The organism is Ensifer soli (assembly GCF_041928815.1).
Taxonomy (GTDB): domain Bacteria; phylum Pseudomonadota; class Alphaproteobacteria; order Rhizobiales; family Rhizobiaceae; genus JBHFEI01.
The window spans coordinates 108,481-133,151 of sequence record NZ_JBHFEI010000001.1 but is presented as its reverse complement, the minus strand read 5'-3'; the positions used below and the strand labels follow the sequence as shown (position 1 = coordinate 133,151).

General features: G+C 67.6%; 22 protein-coding genes. 16 read left to right on the top strand and 6 right to left on the bottom strand.

What is annotated here, in order from left to right:
* Nucleotides 1–22 precede the first annotated feature (22 nt).
* On the top strand, nt 23–1,144 hold the full coding sequence (locus tag ACEVQ6_RS00540; RefSeq protein WP_374886936.1) for an ATP phosphoribosyltransferase regulatory subunit: 1,122 nt from the start codon (nt 23–25) through the stop codon (nt 1,142–1,144).
* Nucleotides 1,141–1,836, top strand: coding sequence for an ATP phosphoribosyltransferase (gene hisG / locus ACEVQ6_RS00535; protein WP_374886935.1), 696 nt, complete (start codon nt 1,141–1,143; stop codon nt 1,834–1,836). Before ACEVQ6_RS00540 ends, hisG begins: the two co-directional genes overlap by 4 nt.
* 42 nt (nt 1,837–1,878) lie before the next feature.
* On the opposite strand, the gene ACEVQ6_RS00530 is transcribed toward hisG, so the two are convergent.
* A complete protein-coding gene (locus tag ACEVQ6_RS00530; RefSeq protein ID WP_374886934.1) occupies nt 1,879–3,234 on the bottom strand; it encodes an esterase-like activity of phytase family protein in 1,356 nt (451 codons plus the stop codon).
* A gap of 185 nt (nt 3,235–3,419) precedes the next feature.
* On the opposite strand from ACEVQ6_RS00530, the gene ACEVQ6_RS00525 reads away from it, so the two are divergent.
* From ACEVQ6_RS00525 to ACEVQ6_RS00515, 3 genes are all read left to right on the top strand, one after another.
* Complete coding sequence (locus ACEVQ6_RS00525; protein ID WP_374886933.1) at nt 3,420–4,127, top strand: glutathione binding-like protein; 708 nt, start codon at nt 3,420–3,422, stop codon at nt 4,125–4,127.
* Nucleotides 4,128–4,157: 30 nt separating this feature from the next.
* Nucleotides 4,158–4,562 carry a GFA family protein gene (locus tag ACEVQ6_RS00520; RefSeq protein ID WP_374886932.1) on the top strand — a complete coding sequence of 135 codons (405 nt, stop codon included), beginning with the start codon at nt 4,158–4,160 and terminating at the stop codon, nt 4,560–4,562.
* A 104-nt stretch (nt 4,563–4,666) separates the two neighbouring features.
* Nucleotides 4,667–5,884: an NAD(P)/FAD-dependent oxidoreductase gene (locus ACEVQ6_RS00515; protein ID WP_374886931.1), complete on the top strand. Its 1,218-nt coding sequence runs from the start codon at nt 4,667–4,669 to the stop codon at nt 5,882–5,884.
* A 6-nt stretch (nt 5,885–5,890) separates the two neighbouring features.
* On the opposite strand, the gene ACEVQ6_RS00510 is transcribed toward ACEVQ6_RS00515, so the two are convergent.
* The 3 genes from ACEVQ6_RS00510 to groES all read right to left on the bottom strand — a co-directional run bounded on the left by ACEVQ6_RS00510 (nt 5,891) and on the right by groES (nt 8,754).
* Nucleotides 5,891–6,337, bottom strand: a complete 447-nt coding sequence (locus ACEVQ6_RS00510) for a hypothetical protein (RefSeq protein WP_374886930.1) — start codon at nt 6,335–6,337, stop codon at nt 5,891–5,893.
* A gap of 419 nt (nt 6,338–6,756) precedes the next feature.
* A complete protein-coding gene (groL, locus tag ACEVQ6_RS00505) occupies nt 6,757–8,400 on the bottom strand; it encodes a chaperonin GroEL (protein ID WP_374886929.1) in 1,644 nt (547 codons plus the stop codon).
* A 57-nt stretch (nt 8,401–8,457) separates the two neighbouring features.
* On the bottom strand, nt 8,458–8,754 hold the full coding sequence (groES, locus tag ACEVQ6_RS00500) for a co-chaperone GroES (protein WP_374886928.1): 297 nt from the start codon (nt 8,752–8,754) through the stop codon (nt 8,458–8,460).
* Between the two features lie 356 nt (nt 8,755–9,110).
* On the opposite strand from groES, the gene ACEVQ6_RS00495 reads away from it, so the two are divergent.
* The 4 genes from ACEVQ6_RS00495 to ACEVQ6_RS00480 all read left to right on the top strand — a co-directional run bounded on the left by ACEVQ6_RS00495 (nt 9,111) and on the right by ACEVQ6_RS00480 (nt 14,975).
* Nucleotides 9,111–9,959: a TIGR01459 family HAD-type hydrolase gene (locus ACEVQ6_RS00495; protein WP_374886927.1), complete on the top strand. Its 849-nt coding sequence runs from the start codon at nt 9,111–9,113 to the stop codon at nt 9,957–9,959.
* Nucleotides 9,960–9,983: 24 nt separating this feature from the next.
* Nucleotides 9,984–10,964 (top strand): bifunctional riboflavin kinase/FAD synthetase, encoded by a 981-nt coding sequence (locus ACEVQ6_RS00490; protein WP_374886926.1) that lies wholly within the window; start codon nt 9,984–9,986, stop codon nt 10,962–10,964.
* 237 nt (nt 10,965–11,201) lie between these two features.
* The gene (gene ileS, locus ACEVQ6_RS00485) at nt 11,202–14,198 is read left to right on the top strand and encodes an isoleucine--tRNA ligase (protein WP_374886925.1); all 2,997 of its coding nucleotides are present in this window, start codon (nt 11,202–11,204) and stop codon (nt 14,196–14,198) included.
* Between the two features lie 165 nt (nt 14,199–14,363).
* Complete coding sequence (locus tag ACEVQ6_RS00480; protein WP_374886924.1) at nt 14,364–14,975, top strand: hypothetical protein; 612 nt, start codon at nt 14,364–14,366, stop codon at nt 14,973–14,975.
* Between the two features lie 2 nt (nt 14,976–14,977).
* Here ACEVQ6_RS00480 and ACEVQ6_RS00475 read toward each other — a convergent pair whose 3' ends face one another.
* Nucleotides 14,978–15,427 (bottom strand): nucleoside deaminase, encoded by a 450-nt coding sequence (locus ACEVQ6_RS00475; RefSeq protein ID WP_374886923.1) that lies wholly within the window; start codon nt 15,425–15,427, stop codon nt 14,978–14,980.
* Between the two features lie 76 nt (nt 15,428–15,503).
* Between ACEVQ6_RS00475 and ACEVQ6_RS00470 the strand changes: the two genes are divergently transcribed.
* Genes ACEVQ6_RS00470 through ACEVQ6_RS00460 form a run of 3 tightly spaced genes read left to right on the top strand, consistent with a single transcriptional unit; the run spans nt 15,504 to nt 18,847 of the window.
* Nucleotides 15,504–17,447 carry a pseudouridine synthase gene (locus ACEVQ6_RS00470; RefSeq protein ID WP_374886922.1) on the top strand — a complete coding sequence of 648 codons (1,944 nt, stop codon included), beginning with the start codon at nt 15,504–15,506 and terminating at the stop codon, nt 17,445–17,447.
* A 6-nt stretch (nt 17,448–17,453) separates the two neighbouring features.
* The gene (gene rsmD / locus ACEVQ6_RS00465; RefSeq protein WP_374886921.1) at nt 17,454–18,017 is read left to right on the top strand and encodes a 16S rRNA (guanine(966)-N(2))-methyltransferase RsmD; all 564 of its coding nucleotides are present in this window, start codon (nt 17,454–17,456) and stop codon (nt 18,015–18,017) included.
* The gene (locus tag ACEVQ6_RS00460) at nt 18,014–18,847 is read left to right on the top strand and encodes a patatin-like phospholipase family protein (RefSeq protein ID WP_374886920.1); all 834 of its coding nucleotides are present in this window, start codon (nt 18,014–18,016) and stop codon (nt 18,845–18,847) included. Before rsmD ends, ACEVQ6_RS00460 begins: the two co-directional genes overlap by 4 nt.
* A gap of 17 nt (nt 18,848–18,864) precedes the next feature.
* Here ACEVQ6_RS00460 and ACEVQ6_RS00455 read toward each other — a convergent pair whose 3' ends face one another.
* On the bottom strand, nt 18,865–20,694 hold the full coding sequence (locus ACEVQ6_RS00455; RefSeq protein ID WP_374886919.1) for a monovalent cation:proton antiporter-2 (CPA2) family protein: 1,830 nt from the start codon (nt 20,692–20,694) through the stop codon (nt 18,865–18,867).
* A 144-nt stretch (nt 20,695–20,838) separates the two neighbouring features.
* Here ACEVQ6_RS00455 and ACEVQ6_RS00450 point away from each other — a divergent pair, with 144 nt between their 5' ends.
* From ACEVQ6_RS00450 to waaA, 4 genes are all read left to right on the top strand, one after another.
* A complete protein-coding gene (locus ACEVQ6_RS00450) occupies nt 20,839–22,185 on the top strand; it encodes a TldD/PmbA family protein (RefSeq protein WP_374886918.1) in 1,347 nt (448 codons plus the stop codon).
* Nucleotides 22,172–22,993 carry a 3'(2'),5'-bisphosphate nucleotidase CysQ gene (locus tag ACEVQ6_RS00445; RefSeq protein WP_374886917.1) on the top strand — a complete coding sequence of 274 codons (822 nt, stop codon included), beginning with the start codon at nt 22,172–22,174 and terminating at the stop codon, nt 22,991–22,993. The genes ACEVQ6_RS00450 and ACEVQ6_RS00445 overlap by 14 nt, the downstream gene beginning before the upstream one ends.
* A 59-nt stretch (nt 22,994–23,052) precedes the next feature.
* Nucleotides 23,053–23,289: a DUF4170 domain-containing protein gene (locus tag ACEVQ6_RS00440; protein ID WP_374886916.1), complete on the top strand. Its 237-nt coding sequence runs from the start codon at nt 23,053–23,055 to the stop codon at nt 23,287–23,289.
* Between the two features lie 64 nt (nt 23,290–23,353).
* Nucleotides 23,354–24,670 (top strand): lipid IV(A) 3-deoxy-D-manno-octulosonic acid transferase, encoded by a 1,317-nt coding sequence (gene waaA / locus ACEVQ6_RS00435; protein WP_374886915.1) that lies wholly within the window; start codon nt 23,354–23,356, stop codon nt 24,668–24,670.
* The last annotated feature ends 1 nt before the right edge of the window (nt 24,671 follow it).

Here is a 24,671-nt window from a genome sequence, read left to right as displayed (position 1 = left end):
ACAGGGGAAGGAAAGCGCGCCGATGCCGCTGATCGACATGCCGGACTTTTCCGGCGCGCTTCTTGACGATTTCGCCCGCAGGGGCGCGGAGCGCGTCGACACGCCGGTGATCCAGCCGGCCGAACCCTTCCTCGACATGGCCGGCGAGGACCTGCGCCGGCGCATCTTCATGACGGCGAGCGAGACGGGCGAAAGCCTCTGCCTGCGCCCGGAATTCACCATTCCCGTCTGCCTGCGCCATATCGAGACCGCGACCGGCACGCCGAAGCGGTATGCCTATCTCGGCGAGGTCTTTCGCCAGCGCCGCGAGGGGCCGAACGAGTTCTACCAGGCCGGCATCGAGGATCTCGGCGAGACGGACGTCGCCGCTGCCGACGCCCGCGCGCTCGGCGATGCGATCGCGATCCTCGCCGACCTCCTTCCGGGCCGGACGCTTGACGTCACCCTCGGCGACCAGACGGTGTTCGAGGCGGTCGTCGCCGCCTGCGGCCTGCCGGCGGGCTGGCAGAAGCAGCTGATTCATGCCTTCGGCAATGCCGCGCGCCTCGACGCCCTGCTCGCACGCCTGCGCACGCCGCAGCCGGTCACCGGCCTCTCGCCCGAGGTCGAGGCCCTCCTCGCCGACGCGGATGAGGAGGCGCTCGTCCGCTGGATCGACGGGCGGATGGAGGAGACCGGCTATTCCACCAATGCGAGCCGCAGCCCGGCCGACATCGCAAGGCGGCTGCGCGACAAGCTTTCGCTCGCCCGCATCGCGCTCGACGGCCGCACGCTGTCGATCCTGCGCGAATTCCTCTCGATCGACGTGCCGCTTTCCGAGGCGCCGGCCGTGCTGTTCCGTTTCGCGGAAACCTCGGGGCTGAGGCTCGACGGGGCGCTGTCGCTCTTCGACGCGCGCGTCGCAGCACTCGGCCGGGCGGGCGTCGGCACGGCGCCGATCGCCTATCGCGCCGCCTTCGGCCGTCCGCTCGACTATTATACCGGCCTCGTCTTCGAGGTGGTCGCCCATGGCGAAACGGCGGTGCTCGCCGGCGGCGGCCGCTTCGACCGGCTGATGACGCTGCTCGGCGCGAGGACCCGCATTCCGGCGGTCGGCTTCTCGCTCTGGCTCGACCGGATCGACGCATTGAGGGGGCGCGCATGACCGTCACCATCGGCCTGCCGTCCAAGGGGCGCATGAAGGAGGACGCCTCCGCCGTCTTCGAGCGCGCCGGGCTGAAGATCACCGGCATCGGCAACGGCCGGTCCTATCGTGGCCGCGTCGAGGGCGAGGAGGGCGTCGAGATCGCCTATCTCTCGGCCTCGGAGATCGCCCGCGAGATCGGCAACGGCACCGTCGATTTCGGCGTGACCGGCGAGGATCTGGTGCGCGAGGGGCTGGCGGACGCCGAGGCCCGCGTCGAGATCTGCGCAAGGCTCGGCTTCGGCCATGCCGACGTCGTCGTCGCCGTGCCCGACATCTGGCTCGACGTCGAGACGATGGCCGATCTCGGCGACGTCGCCGCCGATTTCCGCGCCCGCCACGGCCGGCGCCTGTCGATCGCGACGAAATACTGGCGGCTGACGCAGGCCTTCTTCTCCGGCAGCCACGGCATCCAGCTCTACCGTATCGTCGAAAGCCTCGGCGCGACGGAAGGCGCACCCGCCTCGGGCTCGGCCGACATCATCGTCGACATCACCTCGACCGGCTCGACGCTCGTCGCCAACCACCTGAAGATCCTCTCGGACGGCGTCATCCTGCGCTCCGAGGCCTGCCTCGTGCGCGCCCGCAAGGCCTCGCACGACGACGACCCTAAAATCGCGGAGATCGTCCGGCGCGTCCGCGCCGTTCTCTGACGAAAAAGGCGCCCGGCGGAACCGGACGCCTCCGTTCACCAGTTACTTCGCCGCGAGGAAATCGGCGACGTCGAGCAGCACGAACTCGTTGTCGTCGGTCTTGTGCAACGCGCGGCCGGCCGAGAAGGGCAGGTTGTTGTCGTTGCCGACGACGATGTGTGTTTCATCGACGCGGTCGACATTCTCGATGGTGACGAAGGGCATGTCGTAAAAACCTTCGCCGCCGCCCTGGCGCTTGCGCTTGTCGGGATCGGCGATCGTCATCAGGTCGATATAGCCGACCTTGCGCACGGCTTTGCCGCCGTTCTCCTCGGTCATCTCGATCTTGTAGACGCGCTTGTGCTTCGCTTCCGCCTGGAAGCAGTCCGGGGCCGGTGCCTTCGGATCGGCGCAGACCGGCGCGCGGCCGGCGCCGTTGTCGCGCTCGATGACGAGGGCGGTGGTCGCGTCGAGCATGTTGAAGTCGCCGATCGCCTCGCCGCCGGCCGAGAGCGGATAGAGCCAGGTGCGGCCGGTCCAGGCCTTGGAAGCGATATCGAATTCGATGACGCGCAGCGCCGTCAGCTCGCCGTCTTTCTCGACGGAGCCGTCTTGCCCGTAGAGCGGGCCTTCGAGCATGCCGTAGAGTTTCGTCCCGTCCATCGACAAGGCGAGGCCTTCATAACCACCGGAGCGCTTCAGGTTGAAGGCGGGAATTTTCGCCGTCGGGTTGGCGGGGACGACGAGGGTCGGATTGTCGGGGGACTTGACCTCGATCTCGCCGGCCTTCGTCGCGATCACGTCGGTCAGCGTGCCGTCACGGGTGAATTTCAACAGGTAAGGGCCAAACTCCTCGCCGATCCAGAAGCCGTCCGCGACCGGCTGGATCGATTCGACGTCGAAATCCGCGCCGGTCAGATAGCGCTTCTCCGCCCCTTCCATGACGATCGGGAAGGGAGCCTTGCGGTCGGGATCGGAGAGGAAGACCGTCTCGACCGCTTCGACCGTGCCGTTCTCCCAGTCGAAACGGATGTGGTGCAGCATCAGCATCGCGTCGCTCGAATTGGCCTTCGAGCCGAAGCCATTGTCGGAAAGCGTCCAGAACGTGCCGTCCGCCATCGCCTTGATGCCGGAAAAGCCCTGCATCGGCTGGCCGTCGAAGGGGAGCGACAGATCGGTCTCGCGCACGCCGTCCTTGCCGACGACGGTGCCGAGGCCCTCGGCGCGCGTGCGGTCCGGTGTGGTGAATTTTCCCGACGTCTTCAGGTGTTCGGCTGCGTCGGCCGGCGCGGCGATGATCGTATTGGCCGGAAGGATCGCGTGCCGCACGAGCTTTGCCGGAAATTCCGTCTCTCCGGCCTGCGCGAAAGCGGGGAGAAGGGTAAGGAGGGCTGCGGACGCCAGCAGGGTCTTCCTCATGGTGCTATCCTTTCGTTGCTGCGGATGGCCACCGGATAGGCGGGCTGCGTGACGTCCGGGTGATGGAAGGTTGACACTTCGGTGACGTCTGGATGAGGGGCCGGGCGGTCGGCCCGCTCCCTTGTTCCGGCTTTCGCCCGCGCCTATATCGGGCCTCCCGCCTCTCCCTCCCAAGGACCGCTCCGATGGCCGATCTCTCCGCATTCCCGATCACCGCCCGCTGGCCGGCAAAGAACCCGGACGTCATCCAGCTCTATTCGCTGCCGACGCCGAACGGCGTGAAGGTGTCGATCGCGCTGGAGGAACTGGAACTGCCCTACGAGGCGCATCTGATCTCGTTCGGCACCAACGACCAGAAATCGCCGGAATTCGTCTCGCTCAATCCGAATGGCCGCATCCCGGCGATCATCGATCCGAGCGGACCGGACGGGGCGCCGATCGGGCTCTTCGAATCCGGCGCGATCCTGGTCTATCTCGCGGAAAAAACGGGGAAACTCCTGCCGAAGAGCGCGTCCGGCCGCTACGAGACGCTCGCTTGGGTGATGTTCCAGATGGGCGGCGTCGGGCCGATGTTCGGCCAGTTCGGGCATTTCTTCAAATTCGCCGCCGACAAGGTCGCCAACAATTCCTATCCGATGGAGCGTTACCGCGACGAGGCGAAGCGTCTTCTTGGCGTGCTGGAGGGGCGCCTCGAAGGCCGGCAATGGCTGATGGGCGACGACTACACGATCGCCGACATCGCCACCTATCCCTGGATCGAGGGTGCGCGCAAATTCTACGGCGGAGCCGACGTGCTGGAATATTCCCGCTTCCCGAACGTCATGGCCTGGGTCGATCGCGGTCTTGCGCGCCCGGCCGCACAACGCGGCATGGAAATCCCGAAGCGGGACTGACGATACGGTTTTGAAAGGGAGATCCCGCTGATGCGCGTGAATGGCCGGTGCCATTGTGGCCGCGTGACCTTTTCGGCCGAGGTCGACCCGGAGGCGGTCGGCGTCTGCCATTGCACCGATTGCCAGTCGCTGACGGGATCGCCCTTCCGGGTGACGGCGCTCGTGCCGCGCGCCGCGCTCCGGTTGACCGGCGGTACGCCGAAGCTCTATCGCAAGGTCGGCGACAACGGCCGCGGCCGCCGCCAGTATTTCTGCGGCGATTGCGGCGCGCCGCTGTTCACCGCCGGCGAGGGAGACGAGGCCGACGACTGTGGGATCCGCTGGGGCGCGATCGAGGAGCGGGCGATGCTGGTGCCGCGCGGGGCAATCTGGTGCCGCTCCGCCGTGCCCTGGCTCGGCACGATCGGCAGTCTGCCCGCAAGCGACGGAGATTGACCGCATTCGCCGCAAATGCGCGGCACGCGATGCGAAATAATCGGCTAAGACAGCAAAAATGGGCCGGCCATGCCGGCCGGGGCCGAAGGAAGGGGCAGGGGCGAATGGACAATCGGCTGGTGATCGTCGGAGGAGGGCAGGCGGGCTTCGCGCTTGCGGCGAAACTGCGCGCGCTGAAGGACATGCGGCCGGTCACGCTTGTCGCCGACGAGGCGAGCCTGCCCTACCAGCGGCCGCCGCTGTCCAAGAAATACCTGACCGGCGAACTTCCGCTCGACCGGCTGACCTACCGGCCGCACGCCTGGTACGACGACAACCGGATCGACCTGCGCCTGTCGACCAGCGTCACGGCGATCGACCGGGATCGCCGGAGCGTGCAGCTGTCGGACGGCGCCTTGCTCGATTACGACGCCCTCGTGCTTGCCACCGGCGCCGCGCCGCGCCGTCTGCCGGCCGCCGTCGGCGGTGACCTCGAGGGGGTCTTCACGCTTCGCGACTATCGCGACGCCGACCGGCTCGGCGCGGCGATGCAACCCGGGCGGACGGCGCTCATCGTCGGCGGCGGCTATATCGGGCTCGAGGCGGCGGCCGTCGCCCGCCAGCGCGGGCTGGAGGTGACGCTGATCGAGATGGCCGACCGCATCCTGCAGCGTGTCGCCGCCTCCGCGACCTCCGACATCGTCCGCGACATCCACCGCGCCCGCGGCGTCACCCTGCTCGAAGGCACCGGGCTCAGGGCCCTCGAAGGCCGCGACGGCCGGGTGGTTGCCGCGGACCTGTCGGACGGCCGCCGGATCGCGGTCGATCTCGTCATCGTCGGCATCGGCGTCGCCGCCAATGACGGCCTAGCCCGGCGCGCCGGGCTCGACACCGGCAACGGCATCGTCGTCGATGCCTTCGGCCGGACGTCCGATCCGGCGATCTATGCCGCCGGCGACTGCGCCGTGCTGCCCTTCGGCGACATGCTCATCCGCCTCGAATCGGTGCAGAACGCCGTCGACCAGGCCGAGGCGGTCGCCGCGATCCTTGCCGGTGCCGCGGCGCCCTATGTGCCGAAACCGTGGTTCTGGTCGGATCAGTACGACGTCAAGCTGCAGATCGCCGGTTTCGGCCTCGGCCATGACGAGACGGTGGTGCGGCCGGGCGCGCGCGACGGCAGCGTCTCGGTCTGGTATTATCGCGAAGGCGCGCTGATCGCGGTCGATGCGATCAACGACGCGAAGGCCTATGTCGTCGGCAAGAAGATGATCGAGGCCGGCATGACGCCGCCACGCGCGGCGATCGCCGATCCGGCGACGGACCTGAAGGCGCTTCTCGGCTGAGGCGGCCTATTGCCGGTGCAGCGCGGGGCCGACGGGCCAGGTCTGGAAGTTCGGAAAGAAGAAGACGCCGTCGATCTGGCCGCAATAGCGCCGCTCCAGCCCCGTCGACTGTCCGACGCAAAAGAGCGGCTGGCGTCCGCCATGCGGCTGCACCACGCTGGTGGAGAAGCAGAAGGACGAGGAACAGGCGGCGGCCTGCTCGAAAAGCTCGAGCACGCGCAGGCGATCCTCGGCGTCATAGGCCCGCACCAGGCTGAGCAGTCCGCAATGGCCGGGCGAAATGCCATGCACCTGCGCCGAGGTCTCGCCGATCCGCATCAGTCCCGTCGACAGGTCGCCCTGCCAGGCCTCCGAGGTGCAGAACGTCGACAGCATGTCCGCCGACAGGCTGTCGGCCGGTCTGCCATCCGCAAGGAGAGGCTGCGACAAGCGCGCCTGGACTATCTTGAACACCGTCTACCTCGGGGCATCGAGAGTATTCCTGCCTGCGGTCTCTGCGTCGGCTTGAAGGGAGACATGATTACGAAAGCGGCGGGTCCGTGGATCACATCCCCGGTTCCTCCGCGCGGCCTGCCCGTCTTCCGCCTTGACCGCAACGCCCCTCACCGCGGCGATCGCCGGACGCAAAGTCTCACGCCTCTCCGTCATCGCGCTTTCGCAGGGTTTCGTCAAATCCATGCTTAAAACACGGTTAACGTGACGACGGCGCGTCGGCCGGCGCTTTCGCTTTCAGCAGGCTCGGCGCGGCGATGCAATGCGTCGAATGCCGTATGGACACCGTGGTTCGCCCTTCCGCCATGAAAAAGGGGCGAGCCTTGCGGCCCGCCCCTTCACAATTGCATGCGTTCGGATCGGGTGATCCGGACGGCTGATTACATCATGCCGTCCATGCCGCCCATGCCGCCCATGCCGCCCGGCATGCCGCCGGCCGCTTCCTTCTTCGGAAGCTCGGCGATCATGGCCTCGGTGGTGATCAGCAGCGAGGCGACCGACGCGGCGTTCTGCAGCGCGGTGCGGACGACCTTGACCGGGTCGACGATGCCGAGCGCGATCAGGTCACCATATTCGCCGGTCTGGGCGTTGTAGCCGTAGTTGTCCTCGTTCTTGTCGAGGATCTTGCCGACGACGATGGAGGCCTCATCGCCCGCATTGTCGGCGATCTGGCGAACCAGCGACTGCAGGGCCTTGCGGACGATGTTGATGCCGGCGTCCTGGTCGTCGTTCTCGCCCTTGGAGGCGATCTTCGAGGAGGAACGCAGCAGGGCGACGCCGCCGCCCGGTACGATGCCTTCCTGAACGGCAGCGCGCGTCGCGTTCAGCGCGTCGTCGATGCGGTCCTTCTTTTCCTTGACTTCGACTTCCGTCGAGCCGCCGACGCGGATGACGGCAACGCCGCCGGCGAGCTTGGCCAGGCGCTCCTGGAGCTTCTCGCGGTCGTAGTCGGAGGTGGTTTCCTCGATCTGCGCCTTGATCTGGGCCACGCGGCCTTCGATCTCGTTCTTGGCGCCGGCGCCGTCGACGATCGTGGTGTTTTCCTTGGTGATCGAGATCTTCTTCGCACGGCCGAGCATGTCGAGCGTGACGTTTTCGAGCTTGATGCCGAGGTCCTCGGAGATCACGGTGCCGCCGGTCAGGATGGCGATGTCTTCGAGCATGGCCTTGCGGCGGTCGCCGAAGCCCGGAGCCTTGACGGCAGCGATCTTGAGGCCGCCACGCAGCTTGTTGACGACGAGGGTCGCCAGGGCTTCGCCTTCGACGTCTTCAGCGACGATGACCAGCGGCTTGCCGGTCTGGACGACGGCTTCGAGAACCGGGAGCATCGCCTGCAGGTTCGACAGCTTCTTCTCGTGCAGGAGAACGAAGGCGTCTTCGAGGTCGGCGACCATCTTTTCCGGGTTGGTGACGAAGTAGGGCGAGAGATAGCCGCGGTCGAACTGCATGCCTTCGACAACTTCGAGCTCGGTCTCGGCGGTCTTAGCCTCTTCGACCGTGATCACGCCTTCATTACCGACCTTCTGCATCGCCTCGGCGATGTCGAGGCCGATCTGCTTCTCGCCGTTGGCCGAGATCGTGCCGACCTGGGCGACTTCTTCCGGCGTGGTGATCTTCTTGGCCTTGGCCTGGAGGTCCTTAACGACTTCGGCGACGGCGAGGTCGATGCCGCGCTTCAGGTCCATCGGGTTCATGCCGGCGGCAACCGCCTTGGCGCCTTCCTTGACGATGGCCTGGGCCAGGACCGTCGCGGTCGTCGTGCCGTCACCGGCGATGTCGTTGGTCTTCGAAGCGACTTCGCGGACCATCTGGGCGCCCATGTTCTCGAACTTGTCGTCGAGCTCGATTTCCTTGGCGACCGAGACGCCGTCCTTGGTGATGCGCGGCGCGCCGAAGGACTTGTCGATGATGACGTTGCGGCCCTTGGGGCCGAGCGTGACCTTCACCGCATCCGCGAGGATGTCGACGCCGCGCAGCATCTTTTCGCGGGCATTGCGGCCAAACTTGATATCTTTAGCAGCCATGTGAGAAAACTCCCAATGTCTCTTGTTGTCTTGAAGGGGAAGGCGAACCGGTGAGGATCAGCCGATGATGCCCATGATGTCGGCTTCCTTCATGATCAGAAGGTCTTCGCCGTTGAGCTTGACTTCGGTGCCCGACCACTTGCCGAAGAGCACCCGGTCGCCGGCCTTGACGTCCAGCGGCACGACCTTGCCGGACTCGTCACGCGCACCGGAGCCGACGGCGACGATCTCGCCTTCCTGCGGCTTTTCCTTGGCGGTGTCGGGGATGATGATGCCGCCCTTGGTCTTGGCTTCGGACTCGACACGGCGTACGACGACGCGGTCATGCAGCGGACGGAAGTTCGTGGTTGTCATTGTCTAATCCCTCGATCAAATGACGTCGCGGACCAGGATCCCTGATCCTAGGATGGCGATTAGCACTCTGTTTGGATGAGTGCCAGCGACGGTCGATGTAAGGACTGCCCGGACGAGAGTCAAGGATCGCGCGCCCGCCAATGACGACGACGGCACAAAATTTTTTCAACGAGAGGGAACCTGCGCGCGATCGGATGGCGCGATGACGGCGTCGACCTGCCGGCTGTCGCCGGCGATCCGCTCCGGCGGATGAGCTTGCCACCCCTGAAAACACCATGATTTTCCGGAGAAATGGCTTGTATTCTCGCCGCTTCCTTGCGATGTCAGCCGGTGTCCTTACTCACGCGGAAACCTTCATGGGCGCTCGGATCTCAAGCCTTCGCGACATTGCCGGCCGCTACGACGTCATCCTGTGCGACGTCTGGGGCGTCATGCACAACGGCGTGAAGGCGTTCGGCGCAGCCTGCGAGGCGCTGGTCGAGGCGCGTCAGAACGGCGCGGCGGTGGTGATGCTGACCAACGCGCCGCGCCCCGCCGCCAATGTCGCCGTGCAGATGCGCGGCCTCGGCGTTCCGGACGCCGCCTATGACCGCATCGTCACCTCCGGCGACGTCACCCGCGCGCTGATCGCCGATGCCGCCCGGAAGGTCTATTTCATCGGCGCGGAGCGCGACCTGCCGCTGATCGAGGGTCTTGACGTCGAGCTTTCGGCTTCCGACGATGCAAAGACCATCGTCTGCGCCGGGCTTTTCGACGACACGACGGAGACGCCGGAGGACTATCGCTACACGCTGATGGGGCTCGCCAAGCGCAAGGTGCCGTTCATCTGCGCCAATCCGGATCTCGTCGTCGAGCGCGGCGACAAGCTCATCCCGTGCGCCGGCGCGGTCGCGAAGCTCTACGAGGAGCTCGGCGGCGAGACGCTGATCGCCGGCAAGCCCTATCCAGCGATCTACCGCGCCGCGCTCTCCGTCGCCAAGGCCCTGAAGCCGGGCTTCCAGCAGGCCCGGGTGCTCGCGGTCGGCGACGGCATGCCGACCGACGTCAGGGGCGCGCAGGATTTCGGCCTCGATCTTCTCTATATCAGCGGCGGCATCCACAGCAGGGCCTATATGACGGGCGAGCGGACCGACGAGGCGAAGCTTGCCGCCTTCCTCAAGGCCGAAGGGGCGACGCCCGCCTGGTGGATGCCCCATCTCGCCTGACAGCCATTCATGATTGCGACGCCCATGACAGTCTTCCACCGCAACGAGACACGCGAGCCGCTCCCCGACCATCTGCGCGGCGGAGTGATCGCCATCGGCAATTTCGACGGCGTGCATCGCGGCCACCGCACCGTGCTCGACCGGGCGCTGGCCGTCGCCGCCGAGCGCGGGCGTCCGGCGCTGGTTTTGACCTTCGAGCCGCATCCGCGCAGCGTGTTCCGTCCCGACGAGCCGGTCTTCCGCCTGACGCCGGCGCCGGTGAAAGCGCTGATTCTCGAGGGCATGGGCTTCAGCGCCGTCATCGAATATCCCTTCGACCGCACCTTCTCGCAGATGTCGGCGTCCGATTTCATCCGCACGGTGCTGATCGACTGGCTGCATGCGGCCCATGTCGTCACCGGCTTCGACTTCCATTTCGGCAAGGGGCGCGAGGGCGGTCCGGCCTTCCTGATGGCGGCCGGAGCGGAGGAAGGCTTCGGCGTGACCCTGGTCGATGCTTTCCGCGACGAGAGCGCCTCGGTCGTGTCCTCGAGCCGCATCCGCCACGCGCTCGCCGAGGGCGGGATCGTCGAGGCGGCGGGCCTGCTCGGCTACCGCTTCACGGTTGCCGCCGAGGTGATCTCCGGGCAGCAGCTCGGCCGCACCCTCGGCTATCCGACGGCGAACATGCGTCTTCCCGGCGAAGTCACGTTGAGGAACGGCATCTATGCGGTGCGCTTCCGCCGGGCGGACGGCACGCTTTACGACGGGGTGGCGAGCTACGGCCGCCGGCCGACCGTCGACAGCAATGGCGAGCCCCTGCTCGAAACCTTCGTCTTCGGCTTTTCCGGCAATCTCTACGGCGAGGTCTGTTCGGTCTCCTTCTTCGGCTTCCTGCGCGACGAACTGAAATTCGACGGGCTGGAGCCGCTGGTCGCCCAGATCCGGAAGGACGAGGAGGAGGCGCGCGCGCTTCTGTCCGGCGTGGCGCCGCTGACCGACCTCGACGCGACGCTGTGCTTCTGAGGCGCGGCCGGCGCGGCGTACCCCTTTTCTTTCCGCCCCATCTGGCATAAACAACCGCCCATCATGACGCTGTCCCGCCCGACGATCGCTGCGCGAATTACGGGCCCGGCCTTCCGCGCTGCCTGAAACGGCCGGGAGGTCCGGGATGTCGGCGTTTGCGGACGCCTTGCCCTTGCGGCAGCCCCCTTTTTATTCCCTGGCCTGCGCTGAGCCGCGCCGAAAGACGATGAAGATCCGATGACCGAGACCGCCGACACGATCGACTATTCGAAGACCCTGTTCCTGCCCGAGACCGATTTCCCGATGCGCGCGGGCCTGCCGCAGAAGGAGCCGGAAACGGTCGCCCGCTGGCAGCGGATGGACCTCTACAAAAAGCTGCGCGCCTCGGCCGCCGGTCGCGAAAAATTCGTGCTGCATGACGGCCCGCCCTATGCCAACGGCAACATCCATATCGGCCACGCGCTGAACAAGATCCTCAAGGACGTCATCACCCGCTCCTTCCAGATGCGCGGCTACGACTCGAACTACGTGCCCGGCTGGGACTGCCATGGCCTGCCGATCGAATGGAAGATCGAGGAGGAGAACTATCGCGCCAAGGGCAAGGCGAAGCCGGACCTTAAGTCACCGGACGCGATGATCGAGTTCCGCCGCGAATGCCGGGCCTATGCGGAAAAATGGATCAAGGTGCAGGGCGACGAGTTCAAGCGCCTCGGCATCGTCGGCGATTTCGACAATCCGTACCTGACGATGAATTTTCACGCGGAAAGCCGCATCGCCGGCGAACTCCTGAAGATCGCCATGAGCGGCCAGCTCTATCGCGGCTCCAAGCCGATCATGTGGTCGGTGGTCGAGCGCACCGCGCTGGCGGAAGCGGAGGTCGAGTATCACGACTACGAGAGCGACACGATCTTCGTTGGTTTTCCGATCCAGACCTATTTCCCATCTTCGCCTGTTGATGGTTGGAACAAGCCGGCATCTTCCTTCACGGAGGAGGATGCACGTGCTGAGCGTGACGCTGCTGGACTTTTGAACACGTGGCTCACCGGCGCCAAAGTGGTGATCTGGACGACCACGCCATGGACGATCCCGGGCAACCGTGCTGTTGCTTACTCGCCCAAGGTTTCCTACGGAGTCTATCAGGTCGAGGATGCGCCAGAAGGCAACTGGCTGGGGTATGAAGAGACTATCGTTCTGGCCGACGCTCTGGCGCCATCCTTCTTCGCTTCCGCTAAGGTCACGCGATTCAATCGTCTTGCCGATGTACCTGCATCGGTTATGGGGCGTTTGAAGCTATCTCATCCGCTCGCCGATATGGGATATGATTTTGCCGTCCCCCTCCTCGCCGGTGACCACGTCACCGACGATGCCGGTACCGGTTTCGTCCACACGGCACCCTCCCACGGCCGCGAGGACTTCGAGGCGTGGATGGACAATGCCCGCGCATTGGAAGCGCGTGGCATCGACACAAAAATCCCGTTCCCGGTCGACGATGCCGGCGCCTATACTGCCGATGCCCCCGGCTTCGAGGGTGCGCGCGTCATGGACGACAACGGCAAGAAGGGCGATGCCAACGATCGCGTCATCAAGGCGCTGATCGAACGCAACGCGCTGTTCGCCCGCGGCCGGCTGAAACACCAGTATCCGCATTCCTGGCGCTCGAAGAAGCCGATCATCTTCCGCAACACGCCGCAATGGTTCGTCTACATGGACAAGACGCTCGCCGACGGCACGACGCTGCGCGAACGGGCTCTGAAGGCGATCGACGACACGCGTTTCGTGCCCGCCGCCGGCCAGAACCGGCTGCGCGCCATGATCGAGCAACGCCCGGACTGGGTGCTCTCCCGGCAGAGGGCCTGGGGCGTGCCGATCTGCGTCTTCGTCGACGAGGCCGGCGAGGTGTTGAAGGACGAGGCGGTCAATGCCCGCATCCTTGAGGCCTTCGATGCCGAGGGTGCCGATGCCTGGTTCGCTGCGGGCGCGAAGGAGCGCTTCCTCGGTGATGCGCATGACCATGCGACGTGGACGCAGGTCATGGACATCCTCGACGTCTGGTTCGACTCGGGCTCGACCCACAGCTTCACGCTGGAGGATCGGCCCGATCTGAAATGGCCGGCCGACGTCTATCTCGAAGGCTCCGACCAGCATCGCGGCTGGTTCCATTCCTCGCTGCTCGAAAGTGCGGCGACGCGCGGCCGCGCGCCCTACGACACCGTCGTCACCCATGGCTTCACCATGGACGAGAAGGGCGAGAAGATGTCGAAGTCGAAGGGCAATGTCGTCGCTCCCCAGGACGTGATGAAGGATGCCGGCGCCGACATCCTCCGCCTCTGGGTGATGACCACCGACTACTGGGAGGACCAGCGCCTCGGCAAGGCGATCATCCAGACCAATGTCGACGCCTATCGCAAGCTGAGGAACACGATCCGCTGGATGCTCGGCACGCTGAAGCACGACACCGGCGAGGAGATCGCGGTTGCCGACATGCCGGAACTGGAGCGGCTGATGCTGCACCGGCTGGTGGAACTCGACCGGGTCGTGCGCGACGGCTACGACGCCTTCGAGTTCAAGAAGATCGCCCGCGCGCTGATCGACTTCTCCAATGTCGAGCTCTCCGCCTTCTATTTCGACGTGCGCAAGGATGCGCTTTATTGCGACGCGCCGTCGAGCCTGCGCCGCCGGGCGAGCCTTGCGGTCATCCGCAAGATCTTCGACTGCCTCGTCACGTGGCTTGCGCCGATGCTGCCCTTCACCACCGAGGAGGCGTGGCTGTCGCGCGATCCGTCCGCCGTCTCGATCCATCTGGAACAGTTCCCCGATGTGCCGGCCGGGTGGAAGGACGAGGCGCTGGCGGCGACATGGGCCAAGATCCGCGCGGTGCGCTCGGCGGTCACCGGCGCGCTGGAGGTCGAGCGGCGCGAGAAGCGCATCGGCGCTTCGCTGGAGGCGGCCCCTGTCGTCTACGTCACCGACGAGGCGCTCTACCAGGCGCTGACCGGGCAGGATTTCTCCGAAATCTGCATCACTTCGGGCATCACGATCGAAAGGACGGAAGGCCCGGCGGAGGCGTTCCGCCTGCCGGAACTGCCCGCGATCTCCGTCGTGCCGTCAAAGGCCGAGGGGACGAAATGCGCGCGCTCCTGGCGCATCACCGCCGATGTCGGCTCCGATCCCGCCTTCCCGGACGTGTCCGCCCGCGACGCGGCTGCGCTGCGCGAGCTCGGTTACGCGGATTAACCCTTTGTTGACCGGATGAATTGCGTTTTTGCCGTTCATCCGGTACAAGGCGCCTGAAATTCGGCGGATTTTGCGGGCATGGCCCGATTGGGGCGATCCCGTGGTTGTCGCCTGCCCGTGAACGGATGGCGGTCTCCTGTGCCTGTCGTCGGAGCTTGATGGAGTATGGAGCGGATGCTCAGACTATCGGTAAGCCTGATCGGCGTCCTCGCCGCGTCGCTTTCGCTTTCGGGCTGCGTCGGGGGCCCGACCTACGGCACGGACAAGACGGCGGGCGAGCACCTGATGGACGACCTCGGCAGCGTCGTGGCGCTGCAGCCGGCCGGCAAGAAGAACGTCAAGTACCAGCCCCGCCCCGGCCTTGTGCTGCCGCCGCAGCAGGAACTGGCGCTGGTCGAGCCGCAGAAGTCGCTTGCCGACCGCGAGAGCAATCCGAACTGGGTGGAATCGCCCGAGGAAACGCGCCAGCGCCTGCGCGAGGAAGCCGACGAGAATGCCGGGCGTCCGGGCTACGTCTCGCCGCTGGCGAAGGCCAGCGCCAACGGCCGCACCCTCTCGGCCAAGGAGCAGCAGCAGGCCTATCGCCAGGCGCGCGCCATCGAGATGGGCGCCTATTCCGACAGGCGCCGCTATCTGAGCGACCCGCCGCTCGACTATCGCCGCCTTCCCGAGGAGGCGAAGAGCGATCTGGGCGAGGACGAGCAGATCAAGGAGCGCCGCCGCAAGAAGGAAGCCGAGGTCGCCAACAGCGGCTCTAAGTGGTACTGGCCCTTCTGATCTCACCGCCGTTGTGAGAAGAAATCCTTGAGCAGTGTCGCCGCGTCTATCGCGGCGAAGCCGGAATAGACCTCGGGCGCGTGATGGCAGGTCGAGGCCTGAAAGAAGCGCACGCCGTTGTCGACCGCGCCGCCCTTCTCGTCCTCCGCGCCGTAATAGAGGCGGCGGATGCGGGCAAAGGAGATGGCGGCGGCGCAGAGCGTGCAGGGTTCCAGCGTCACATAGAGATCGGCGTTCGGCAGCCGGTCGCTGCCGATGAGGGCGGCGGCGGCGCGGATCGCCTCGATCTCCGCATGGGCCGTCGGATCGTTCGCCGCGCGCGTGGCGTTGCCGGCCGCCGCGATCACCGCGCCGTCAAGAACGACCACCGCGCCGACCGGCACTTCGCCGCGCATGCCCGCGCGCCTCGCCTCCTCAAGGGCGCGGTCCATGAAGCCTTGCGGTGCAGCCATGATAGAAAAACCGTGATATGAGACTTAACCCCTCGGGCATCTGCTGGTACGAGAGCCGCAAAAGGCAGGCGACATCATGACATTCAAGGATAAGTCCGGCAAAGGCAAGCCGGCAGGACAAGACGGCGGCAAGGGCCGCGGCACCGGCCGGCCGGGCGAGGGGAGAAAGCCCTATCGCACCGCCGCCAAGGCCGCGTCCGAAGGCCGCCCCGCCCGTTCGGGCCCGGCGCGCTCGGCGGAGGCCAAATCCGCATCCGGCGAGGGGAGGCCGCGCGCGGCCGACGGAAAGGCGCGTTTCGGCAAGACGGCCGCGGCCGTCGCCACCTCGCGGCCGCCGCGCAAGGAGGCGGGCGGCAGCCCGCGTCCCCAGGCAAGGCAAGAGGCGGGCAGCCGTCCGCGCCCGGCGGCGAAGCGCGATCGCGCGGCTGCGCCGGTCCAGGCGGCCGCCGAGCCGCCGCAGCGCATCTCCAAGATCCTCGCGCGCGCCGGCGTCGCCTCGCGCCGCGATGTCGAGCGGATGATCATGGAAGGCCGCGTCAGCCTCAACGGCACGGTGCTCGACACGCCCGTCGTCAATGCGACGCTCGCCGACCGCATCGAGGTCGACGGCGCGCCGATCCGCGGCATCGAACGCACCCGGCTCTGGCTCTACCACAAGCCCGCCGGCCTCGTGACCACCAATTCCGACCCGGAAGGCCGGCCGACCGTCTTCGACAGCCTGCCGGAGGATCTGCCGCGCGTGCTCTCCGTCGGCCGGCTCGACATCAACACCGAGGGCCTGCTGCTGCTCACGAATGACGGCGGCCTCGCCCGGGTGCTGGAACTGCCGGCGACGGGCTGGCTGCGCCGCTACCGCGTGCGCGCCCACGGATCGGTCGACCAGGCGGCGCTCGACCGGCTGAAGGACGGCATCGCCGTCGACGGCGTGCTCTACGGCGCGATCGAGGCGACGCTCGACAAGGTGCAGGGCTCGAATGTCTGGATCACCATGGGCCTGCGCGAGGGTAAGAACCGCGAGATCAAGAACGTGCTCGGTGCGCTCGGCCTCGACGTGAACCGGCTGATCCGCATCTCCTACGGCCCGTTCCAGTTGGGCGAGATCGCCGAGGGCGACGTGCAGGAGATCCGCGGCCGGACGTTGCGAGACCAGCTCGGGCCCCGGCTGATCGCCGATGCCAAGGCCAATTTCGACGCGCCGCTCCATCAGGGCGAGGCGGAGGAGACGCCCGCGAAGACGGAGAGGACGGCAAAGGCGGCCGGCGGCGGCGAGAAGCGTCCCGCCTTCCGCGAAAAGCCCGCCGACCGGCGCGAGCGGGCGCTCTCGCGCCTCGACACGCGCCGCGACGACCGACCGTCGCGCGGCGGATTCCGCGACGAGGGCGCCGACCGGCCGAAGCGCGATCCGGCCCAGCGCGCCCGCAAGGCGAATGTCTGGATGGCGCCCGGCGCCCGTCCACAGGCGGAAAAGAAGGATGCGTCCGACGCGGCCGCGGAAGCCCCGATTCGGCGCGAGCGGCCCGAAGGCGCGCCGAAGACCAAGCGCTACGGCCGCAATGCCGAGGGCAAGGCGATCCGGTCGACGAAGCGTTTCGATCCGGACCGCAAGACGACCGCGCGCGCTGCCACAGGCAGCGAGGCGCCGCGCGTCGCCGTGACGCGCACCACCGATGACGAGGGCGAATGGATCCGCGCCAGCGAACCGCAGGCCCGCGACGAGCGCGGCGGCCGCAAGGGCGGCTTCGGGGAACGCGGCGAAGGCCGCGCCTTCGCCGACAAGCCCCGCGGGCGCGGTTTCGGCGAGACGAAAGGCGGCTCGGAGAAGACCTTCGGCGACACGCCGCGCGGCAAGGGTTTTGGCGCGAAGACTGCGGCAGGAGGAAGGCCGGGCGCCGGCAAGTCCTTCTCGGGCAAGCCGGGCGGCAAGTCCTTCTCCGGAAAGTCCTTCTCCGGCAAATCCTCTTCCGGAAAGCCGGGCGGACGGCCGTCCCCGGGCGGCAAGCCGCGCGGGCGGGGAAACTGATCCGGCATGCGCATCGTCGGCGGTGAATTCCGGGGGCGGACGCTGGCGGCGCCCGCGTCGAACGACATCCGTCCAACGACGGACCGCACGCGCGAGAGCCTGTTCAACATCCTGAGCCATGCCTATCCGGAGGCGCTCGACGGCACCCGCGTCCTCGATCTCTTCGCCGGCACCGGCGCGGTCGGGCTCGAGGCGCTGTCGCGCGGCTGTCGGCAGGCGCTTTTCGTCGAGCAGGGCGTCGAGGGGCGCGGGCTCCTGCGCGTCAACATCGAGGCGCTCGGCCTGCAGGGGCGGGCGAAGATCTTTCGCCGCGACGCTACCGACCTCGGGCCTGCGGGAACGATGGAGCCGTTCCATCTGCTCTTCGCCGACCCGCCCTATGGGCGCGGCCTCGGCGAGCGTGCGCTCGATGCGGCCGCGCGGGGGAACTGGCTCGTCGACGGCGCGCTGGTCCTGCTTGAGGAAAGCGCCGAGGCCAGTCCCGTTCCCGGGCCGTCCTTCGAGCGCCTCGACGAGCGTCCGTTCGGCGACACCCGCATCCACTTCTTCCGCTACCGGGTCGGCGCATGACGCGCGTCGCGCTGGCGCTCGGCGGCGGCGGCGCGCGCGGCCTCGCCCATATCCACGTCATCGAGGCGCTCGACGAGCTCGGCATCCGCCCGGCGGCGATCGCCGGCGCCTCGATCGGCGCGATCATGGGGGCGGCGATGGCGGCGGGGATGTCCGGTGCCGAGATCCGTGCCCACACGCTGGAGGCGGTCGGCGCGCGCCGGGCGGTGATGAACCGGCTGTGGAAGCTGCGTCCCGCATCGCTGTCGGAGGTCTTCGCCGCGACGCTCGGCCAGTTCGACATCGAGCGGATCCTCGCCCATTTCCTGCCCGCCGCGATCCCCGACGACTTCTCCGGCCTTTCCCTGCCGTTGAAGGTGATCGTCACCGACTATTACGGCCAGTGCGAGCGCGCGCTCGATGCCGGCAGTCTGCGACCCGCGCTCGCCGCCTCGGCCGCACTGCCGGCGATCTTTCGGCCGGTGCGCAGGGACGGGCGCATCCTGATCGACGGCGGCCTGTTCAATCCGGTGCCCTTCGATCATCTGGAGGGCCTTGCCGACATCGTCATCGGCGTCGACGTCGTCGGCGGACCGCAAGGCGAGGGCGACGCGATGCCGGCCCGCATCGATGCCTTGTTCGGCGCGAGCCAGCTGATGATGCAGGCGATCATCGCCGCGAAGCTGAAGCTTCGCCCGCCGGACATCCTGCTGCGGCCCGGCGTCAGCCGCTTCCGGGTGCTCGATTTCCTGCGCGCCCAGGAGATCCTGGCGGCGACGGCGCCGTGCAAGGACGAATTGAAACGCGCCCTCGATGCCGCAGTCTCGGCGCGGGCCGCCGTCGCCGGCTGAGCCGCGACGGGGAAACGTCAGGCCGTCATCGTCCCCCCGGCCTCCTGCCGCGGCGGCCCCTCCGGAGCCTCCGCCCGCGCCTCGCGGCGCGGCTTGACCAGCGGCTCGGGCCGCACCGGCTCGGAATGGAGATAGTGCCGTCCCGCCGCCAGCCCGCCGCTCTGCTGCAATTGCAGGCGTGCCTCGTCGCGCCGGCGGATGTCGTCGGTCACGGCCATCGCCTCGTCGTCGCCGAGCCCGAGCTCCCCGATGATCCTGCGGCCGAAGACGAGGCCGGATTCGAGCGTCTCGCGCAGCTCGTAGTCGACGCCCTTCTCGCGCAGTTCGAGCGTGTGGATGCGGTCATAGGCGCGCACGAACAGGCGGGCATTGGGGAATTCGGCCTGGACCAGATCGACGATCGCATTGGTGACGTGCTTCTTCTGGGTGCAGACGCAGACGATCTTCGCCTTCTCTATCCCCGCCGCGCGCAGCACGTCGAGCCGCGTGCCGTCGCCGAAATAGATGCGGAAACCGAAGGTCGCCGCCTGGCGCACGCGCGCGGCCGAATGGTCGATGACGGTGACGTTGCGCCCGCTTGCGAGCAGGATCTGCGCCGCGATCTGGCCGAAGCGGGAAAAGCCGATCATCAGCACATCGGCGCCGGCGCCCTCGTAATCCTCGTCCATCGCCTCCTCGATCTCGTCCTGCTCCTTGAGGAAGAGCTGGGCGAGGGCGGCGGCGGCCGGCGTCAGCGCCATGCTCAAGGTGACGATGACGATCAGCAGCGAGGCATGGGCGGGGGAGAAGATGCCGGCCGCCGCGGCCGCGGTGAAGAGCACGAAGCCGAACTCGCCGCCCTGCGGCAGGAGCAGCGCGATGCGCACCGCATCGTTGTGCGGCGAGCGCGCCGCCCGGCAGAGCACGTAGAGGATGAGGGCCTTCACCAGCATCAGCAGCGGCACGAGCAGGGCGATGATCCAGGCGTAGAGCAGGATGACGTCGACATCGAGCGACAGCCCGACCGCCATGAAGAACAGGGCTTGGAGGATGCCGCGAAACGGCTCGATGTCGGCTTCGAGCTCGTGGCGGTAGGAGGATTCGGCGAGCATCACGCCGGCAAGGAAGGCGCCCATCGCCATGGAGAGGCCGGCGAGCTGCATCAGCGTCGCCGCGCCGATGACGACGAAGAGGGCGGCGGCGATCATCGCCTCGCGCGCGCCGGTCCGCGCGATCACCCGCAGCAGCGGGTTGAGCAGGTAGCGCCCGGCGACGACGAGCGCGGCGATCGCCCCGAGCGCCACGGCGAAATCGACGATCGGGCTGGCCTCGACCTCGGGCGGGCGCTGCGCCAGAAGCGGGATGATGGCGAGAAGCGGCACGATCGCCATGTCCTGCAGCAGCAAAACCGAGAAGGAGCGCTGGCCGTAGCGCGTGTTGGTGTCGTTGCGTTCGTCGAGGATCTGCATGGCGAAGGCGGTGGAGGACAGCGCCAGGCCGAAGCCGCCGACGATCGCGCCGCGCCAGCCGGAAAGCCCGGTCTCGTAGGCGATCAGCGCGAGCGCCAGCCCGGTCGAAAGAACCTGGGCCGTGCCGAGCCCGAAAATGTCGCGCCGCATCTGCCAGAGACGCGAAGGCTTCAGTTCGAGCCCGATGATGAAGAGAAGGAAGACGACGCCGAGCTCGGCAACCTGCAGGATCTCCTCGCCTTCGGTGATCTGCATCAGGATCGGACCGATCAGCACGCCGGCGGCGAGATAGCCGAGAATGGTGCCGAGGCCGAGCTTCTTGAACACCGGCGCCGCCACGACCGCGCCGCCGAGGAGCAGGAGAGGCTGGGAATAGAGGGCGCTGGCGGTGGTGGTCATGCGGTCGGTCTTTCGGTCGAGGCGGAGCGGGGCGATGACCGTGTCCGCCGGCAAAGGGACGGCGCCGGCGGCAGAAGAATCGGGCCTTGCCCTTGATGCTCTCGCCACTGCACAATAAATGGGGCGGGAATGAAAGGCGAAATCATGTCCGACGGTATCGATTCCGAACTCCTGCAGAAACGTGCGGCCGAACTGGTCGATCTGGCGCTGAAGGCGGGGGCGGAGGCGGCGGACGCCGCCGTGACCCGCGGCCGGTCGCGCTCCGTCTCCGTGCGCCTCGGCAAGGTCGAGAACACGGAATCCTCCGAGAGCGACGACGTCTCGCTGCGCGTCTTCGTCGGCCGCCGCGTCGCGAGCGTCTCGGCGACGCCGGGCTTCGACCTGAAGGCGCTCGCCGAGCGCGCCGTCGCCATGGCCAAGGCCTCGCCCGAGGATCCCTATGCCGGCCTCGCCGACCGGGACCGGCTGGCGACGACGTTCGCCGATCTCGACCTCTTCGATCCGACGGAGGTCACGACGGCGGAGCTGACCGCCATGGCGCTCGAGGCGGAAGCGGCGGCGCTCGATGTCGCGGGCGTCACCAATTCCAGCGGCGCCGGCGCATCGGCCGGCATGGGCGGCCTCGTCCTCGTCACCTCGCACGGCTTCTCGGGCGCCTATATGGGCACGCGCTTCGGCTGCTCGGTCAGCGCGATCGCCGGCGAGGGCACCGGCATGGAGCGCGACTACGACTATGACGGCGCGATCTTCGCCGCCGATCTGAGGGCGGCCGCCGGGATCGGCCGGAGCGCCGGCGAGCGCGCGGCGCGGCGCCTCAATCCGCGCCAGGTGGCAACGGCGAGCGACGTGACCGTCGTCTTCGATCCGCGCATCGCGCGCGGCTTCGTCGGCCATATCGCCGGCGCGATCAACGGCGCGTCGATCGCCCGAAAGACCAGCTTCCTGAAGGACAGGATGGGCGAGCGCATCCTCGCGCCCGGCGTGAGCGTCACCGACGACCCGCAGATCCGCAGGGGATCGGCCTCGCGCCCCTTCGACGGCGAAGGCGTTCGCGGCGAGCGGCTCGTCATGATCGAGGACGGTGTGCTGAAGGAGTGGTTCCTGTCCTCCTCGGCCGCGCGGGAACTCGGACTGCAGACGAACGGCCGCGGCGTGCGCTCCGGCACCTCGGTCACGCCCTCGTCGACCAATCTCGCGCTCGAGCCCGGCGACATCGGCCCCGAGGACCTGATCCGCAGCGTCGGCACGGGCTTCTACGTCACCGAACTGATCGGCCACGGCGCCAACCTGATCACCGGCGAATACAGCCGCGGCGCCTCCGGCTTCTGGATCGAGAACGGCGAGATCACCTATCCCGTCTCCGAGGTGACGATCGCCTCCAATCTGTCGCGGATGTTCCTCGACCTTACGCTCGCCGACGACATCGACCGCAGCTACAGCGTCGCCGCGCCGACGATCGCCATCGGAGGCATGACGCTTGCCGGCAAGTGAGTCCCCGATCCGCCCGCCGTCCTGGCGCGACGACCTCGATCTCATCGCGGACGCCGCCCGGGCGGCCGGCGAACGGGCGCTCGCCTTCTTCCGCAAGGATCCGGACGTGCGCTGGAAGAATGGCGGCCATTCGCCGGTGAGTGCCGCCGACTATGCGGCGAACGACGTGCTGAAGGACATGCTCCTGAAGGCCCGGCCGAACTATGGCTGGCTGTCGGAGGAGACCGACGACGATCCGGCGCGGCTCTCCTGCGAGACCGTCTTCGTCGTCGATCCGATCGATGGCACCCGCGCCTTCATCGCCGGCCGCGACGTCTGGTGCGTCAGCGTCGCCGTGGTGCATCGCGGCCGCCCGGTCGCGGGCGTGCTGGTCGCTCCGGCGCTCAAGGAAACCTTCCTCGCCCGGATCGACGGGCCCGCGGTCAAGAACGGCGCGACGATGGCGCTGGCGCAGGGACCGACGCGTTCGCCCCTGCGCGTGGCCGCGTCCGAGCGGATGATCGGCGGGCTGGATCGCGGCTTCCGCGCCGGCGTCGAGCGCGTCGGCCATGTGCCCTCGCTCGCCTATCGGCTGGCGATGATCGCCGACGGCACGATCGACGCGACGCTCGTCATGTCCTCGTCGCACGACTGGGACCTCGCGGCGGCCGACCTGATCCTCGCGCGCGCCGGCGGCGGGCTGAAGAACCTCGACGGCAGCGCGCTGACATACAATCGCCCGACCGTCGCGCATAGCGTTCTGTGCGCCGCGACGGCGCCGGTGCTCGACGGCCTCGTCGCCGCCGCCCAGGCCCTCGAAGGCCATTGACCTTTGAGACGGAATATCCGAACACCAATCGCGTCAACGCGAGGCACAGCGAGGCTCCCATGTCTGAACAGACCGGCAAGAAACAGTTGCTTCATCTCGTTTTCGGCGGCGAACTCACCAGTGTGACGGACGTCCAGTTCCGCGATCTCGAAGGGCTCGACATCGTCGGTATCTTCCCGGACTACCAGAGCGCGCTCGTCGCCTGGAAGGCCAAGGCGCAGCAGACCGTCGACAACGCCCATATGCGCTATTTCATCGTCCACATGCATCGTCTCCTCGATCCGGCGACGGCGTGATCGCCCGGATGGTGGCCGTTTCCGGCGTGGATCGTCAGCAAAATGCCCTCGCGGGAGCCGCGTCATGAGCCGGCTGCGCGCGCGTCTCGCGCTTGGCGGCTATCGCTGGCTCGGCACGGCGCTCTATCCGGTCATCTGGTCCTATCTCGGCGTGCGCACCGCGCGCGGCAAGGAGGATCCGGCGCGCCGGCGCGAGCGCTACGGGCATGCGAGCCTGCCGCGTCCGCCGGGCCCGCTCGTCTGGATCCATGCCGCGAGCGTCGGCGAGACCTCGGCCGTCATCCCGCTGATCCGCGAGATCCGGCGCCGCGACATTTCCGTGCTCCTGACCACCGGCACGCGCACCTCGGCCAAGGTCGCCGAAGAGCGCCTCGGCGCCTCCGTCATCCACCAATACGTTCCGATCGACCTCAAGCCGGCGATCAGCCGCTTCCTCGACTACTGGGAGCCCGACCTCGCCATCATCGCCGAGTCGGAGATCTGGCCGATGACGATCATGGAGCTCGGCCGGCGCCACATCCCGCAGGTCCTCGTCAACGGCCGCCTGTCGGACCGCACCTTCGCGCGCTGGAAGAAGCGCCCCGTCATCGCCGACGCGCTCTTCGAGAACCTCGCCCTTGTCATCGCCCGCTCGGAGGAGGACGCGGAGCGGTTCCGCACGCTTGGCGCGCTGCCGGTGATGGTTTCGGGCAACCTGAAGGTCGACACCGACATGCCGGCGCCTGACGGCGAGGCGCTGCGGCGCTACCGCCAGCAGATCGGCGCGCGCAAGACCTGGGCGGCGATCTCGACCTTCGATGGCGAGGAAAACGCGGCCGGCGTCGTGCACAAGGCGCTGAAGGAGCGGGTTCCCGGACTGCTCACCCTCGTCGTGCCGCGCCATCCCGAGCGCGCCGACGAGATCGAGGCGGCGCTCCATGCCAAGGGCCTGGTGGTCGCGCGTCGCACGCGCAACGACCCGCTGACAGCCGACACGGACATCTTCCTCGGCGACACGATCGGCGAGATGGGGCTCTACCTGCGGCTGACGGAGATCGCCTTCGTCGGCAAGTCTCTGACCGGCGAGGGCGGGCAGAACCCGCTCGAGCCGGCGATGGTCGGCTGTGCCATCCTTTCGGGCAGCAACGTGCAGAATTTCCGCGACGCCTTCCAGATCCTCGCCAAGAACGGCAGCGCCAAGATCGTCCGCGACGTCGAGATGCTGGCCAAGGGCGTGCACTATCTTCTCGTCAACGACGACATGCGCAAGCAGATGATCGAAGCGGGGCTGGAAACGATCCACGAGATGCGCGGCGCCCTGTCGGCGACCGTGCGCGGGCTCGAGCCCTATATCAATCCTCTGACGGTCAAGGCGCGGCTGCATCCGAAGGGCGGGGGCTGAC

Coding starts and splice junctions, on each gene's coding strand:
- ACEVQ6_RS00540 (WP_374886936.1), top strand. CDS start 23: ATGCCGCTGATCGACATGCCGGACTTTTCCGGCGCGCTTCTTGACGAT.
- hisG (WP_374886935.1), top strand. CDS start 1,141: ATGACCGTCACCATCGGCCTGCCGTCCAAGGGGCGCATGAAGGAGGAC.
- ACEVQ6_RS00530 (WP_374886934.1), bottom strand. CDS start 3,234: ATGAGGAAGACCCTGCTGGCGTCCGCAGCCCTCCTTACCCTTCTCCCC.
- ACEVQ6_RS00525 (WP_374886933.1), top strand. CDS start 3,420: ATGGCCGATCTCTCCGCATTCCCGATCACCGCCCGCTGGCCGGCAAAG.
- ACEVQ6_RS00520 (WP_374886932.1), top strand. CDS start 4,158: ATGCGCGTGAATGGCCGGTGCCATTGTGGCCGCGTGACCTTTTCGGCC.
- ACEVQ6_RS00515 (WP_374886931.1), top strand. CDS start 4,667: ATGGACAATCGGCTGGTGATCGTCGGAGGAGGGCAGGCGGGCTTCGCG.
- groL (WP_374886929.1), bottom strand. CDS start 8,400: ATGGCTGCTAAAGATATCAAGTTTGGCCGCAATGCCCGCGAAAAGATG.
- groES (WP_374886928.1), bottom strand. CDS start 8,754: ATGACAACCACGAACTTCCGTCCGCTGCATGACCGCGTCGTCGTACGC.
- ACEVQ6_RS00495 (WP_374886927.1), top strand. CDS start 9,111: ATGGGCGCTCGGATCTCAAGCCTTCGCGACATTGCCGGCCGCTACGAC.
- ACEVQ6_RS00490 (WP_374886926.1), top strand. CDS start 9,984: ATGACAGTCTTCCACCGCAACGAGACACGCGAGCCGCTCCCCGACCAT.
- ileS (WP_374886925.1), top strand. CDS start 11,202: ATGACCGAGACCGCCGACACGATCGACTATTCGAAGACCCTGTTCCTG.
- ACEVQ6_RS00480 (WP_374886924.1), top strand. CDS start 14,364: ATGGAGCGGATGCTCAGACTATCGGTAAGCCTGATCGGCGTCCTCGCC.
- ACEVQ6_RS00475 (WP_374886923.1), bottom strand. CDS start 15,427: ATGGCTGCACCGCAAGGCTTCATGGACCGCGCCCTTGAGGAGGCGAGG.
- ACEVQ6_RS00470 (WP_374886922.1), top strand. CDS start 15,504: ATGACATTCAAGGATAAGTCCGGCAAAGGCAAGCCGGCAGGACAAGAC.
- rsmD (WP_374886921.1), top strand. CDS start 17,454: ATGCGCATCGTCGGCGGTGAATTCCGGGGGCGGACGCTGGCGGCGCCC.
- ACEVQ6_RS00460 (WP_374886920.1), top strand. CDS start 18,014: ATGACGCGCGTCGCGCTGGCGCTCGGCGGCGGCGGCGCGCGCGGCCTC.
- ACEVQ6_RS00455 (WP_374886919.1), bottom strand. CDS start 20,694: ATGACCACCACCGCCAGCGCCCTCTATTCCCAGCCTCTCCTGCTCCTC.
- ACEVQ6_RS00450 (WP_374886918.1), top strand. CDS start 20,839: ATGTCCGACGGTATCGATTCCGAACTCCTGCAGAAACGTGCGGCCGAA.
- ACEVQ6_RS00440 (WP_374886916.1), top strand. CDS start 23,053: ATGTCTGAACAGACCGGCAAGAAACAGTTGCTTCATCTCGTTTTCGGC.
- waaA (WP_374886915.1), top strand. CDS start 23,354: ATGAGCCGGCTGCGCGCGCGTCTCGCGCTTGGCGGCTATCGCTGGCTC.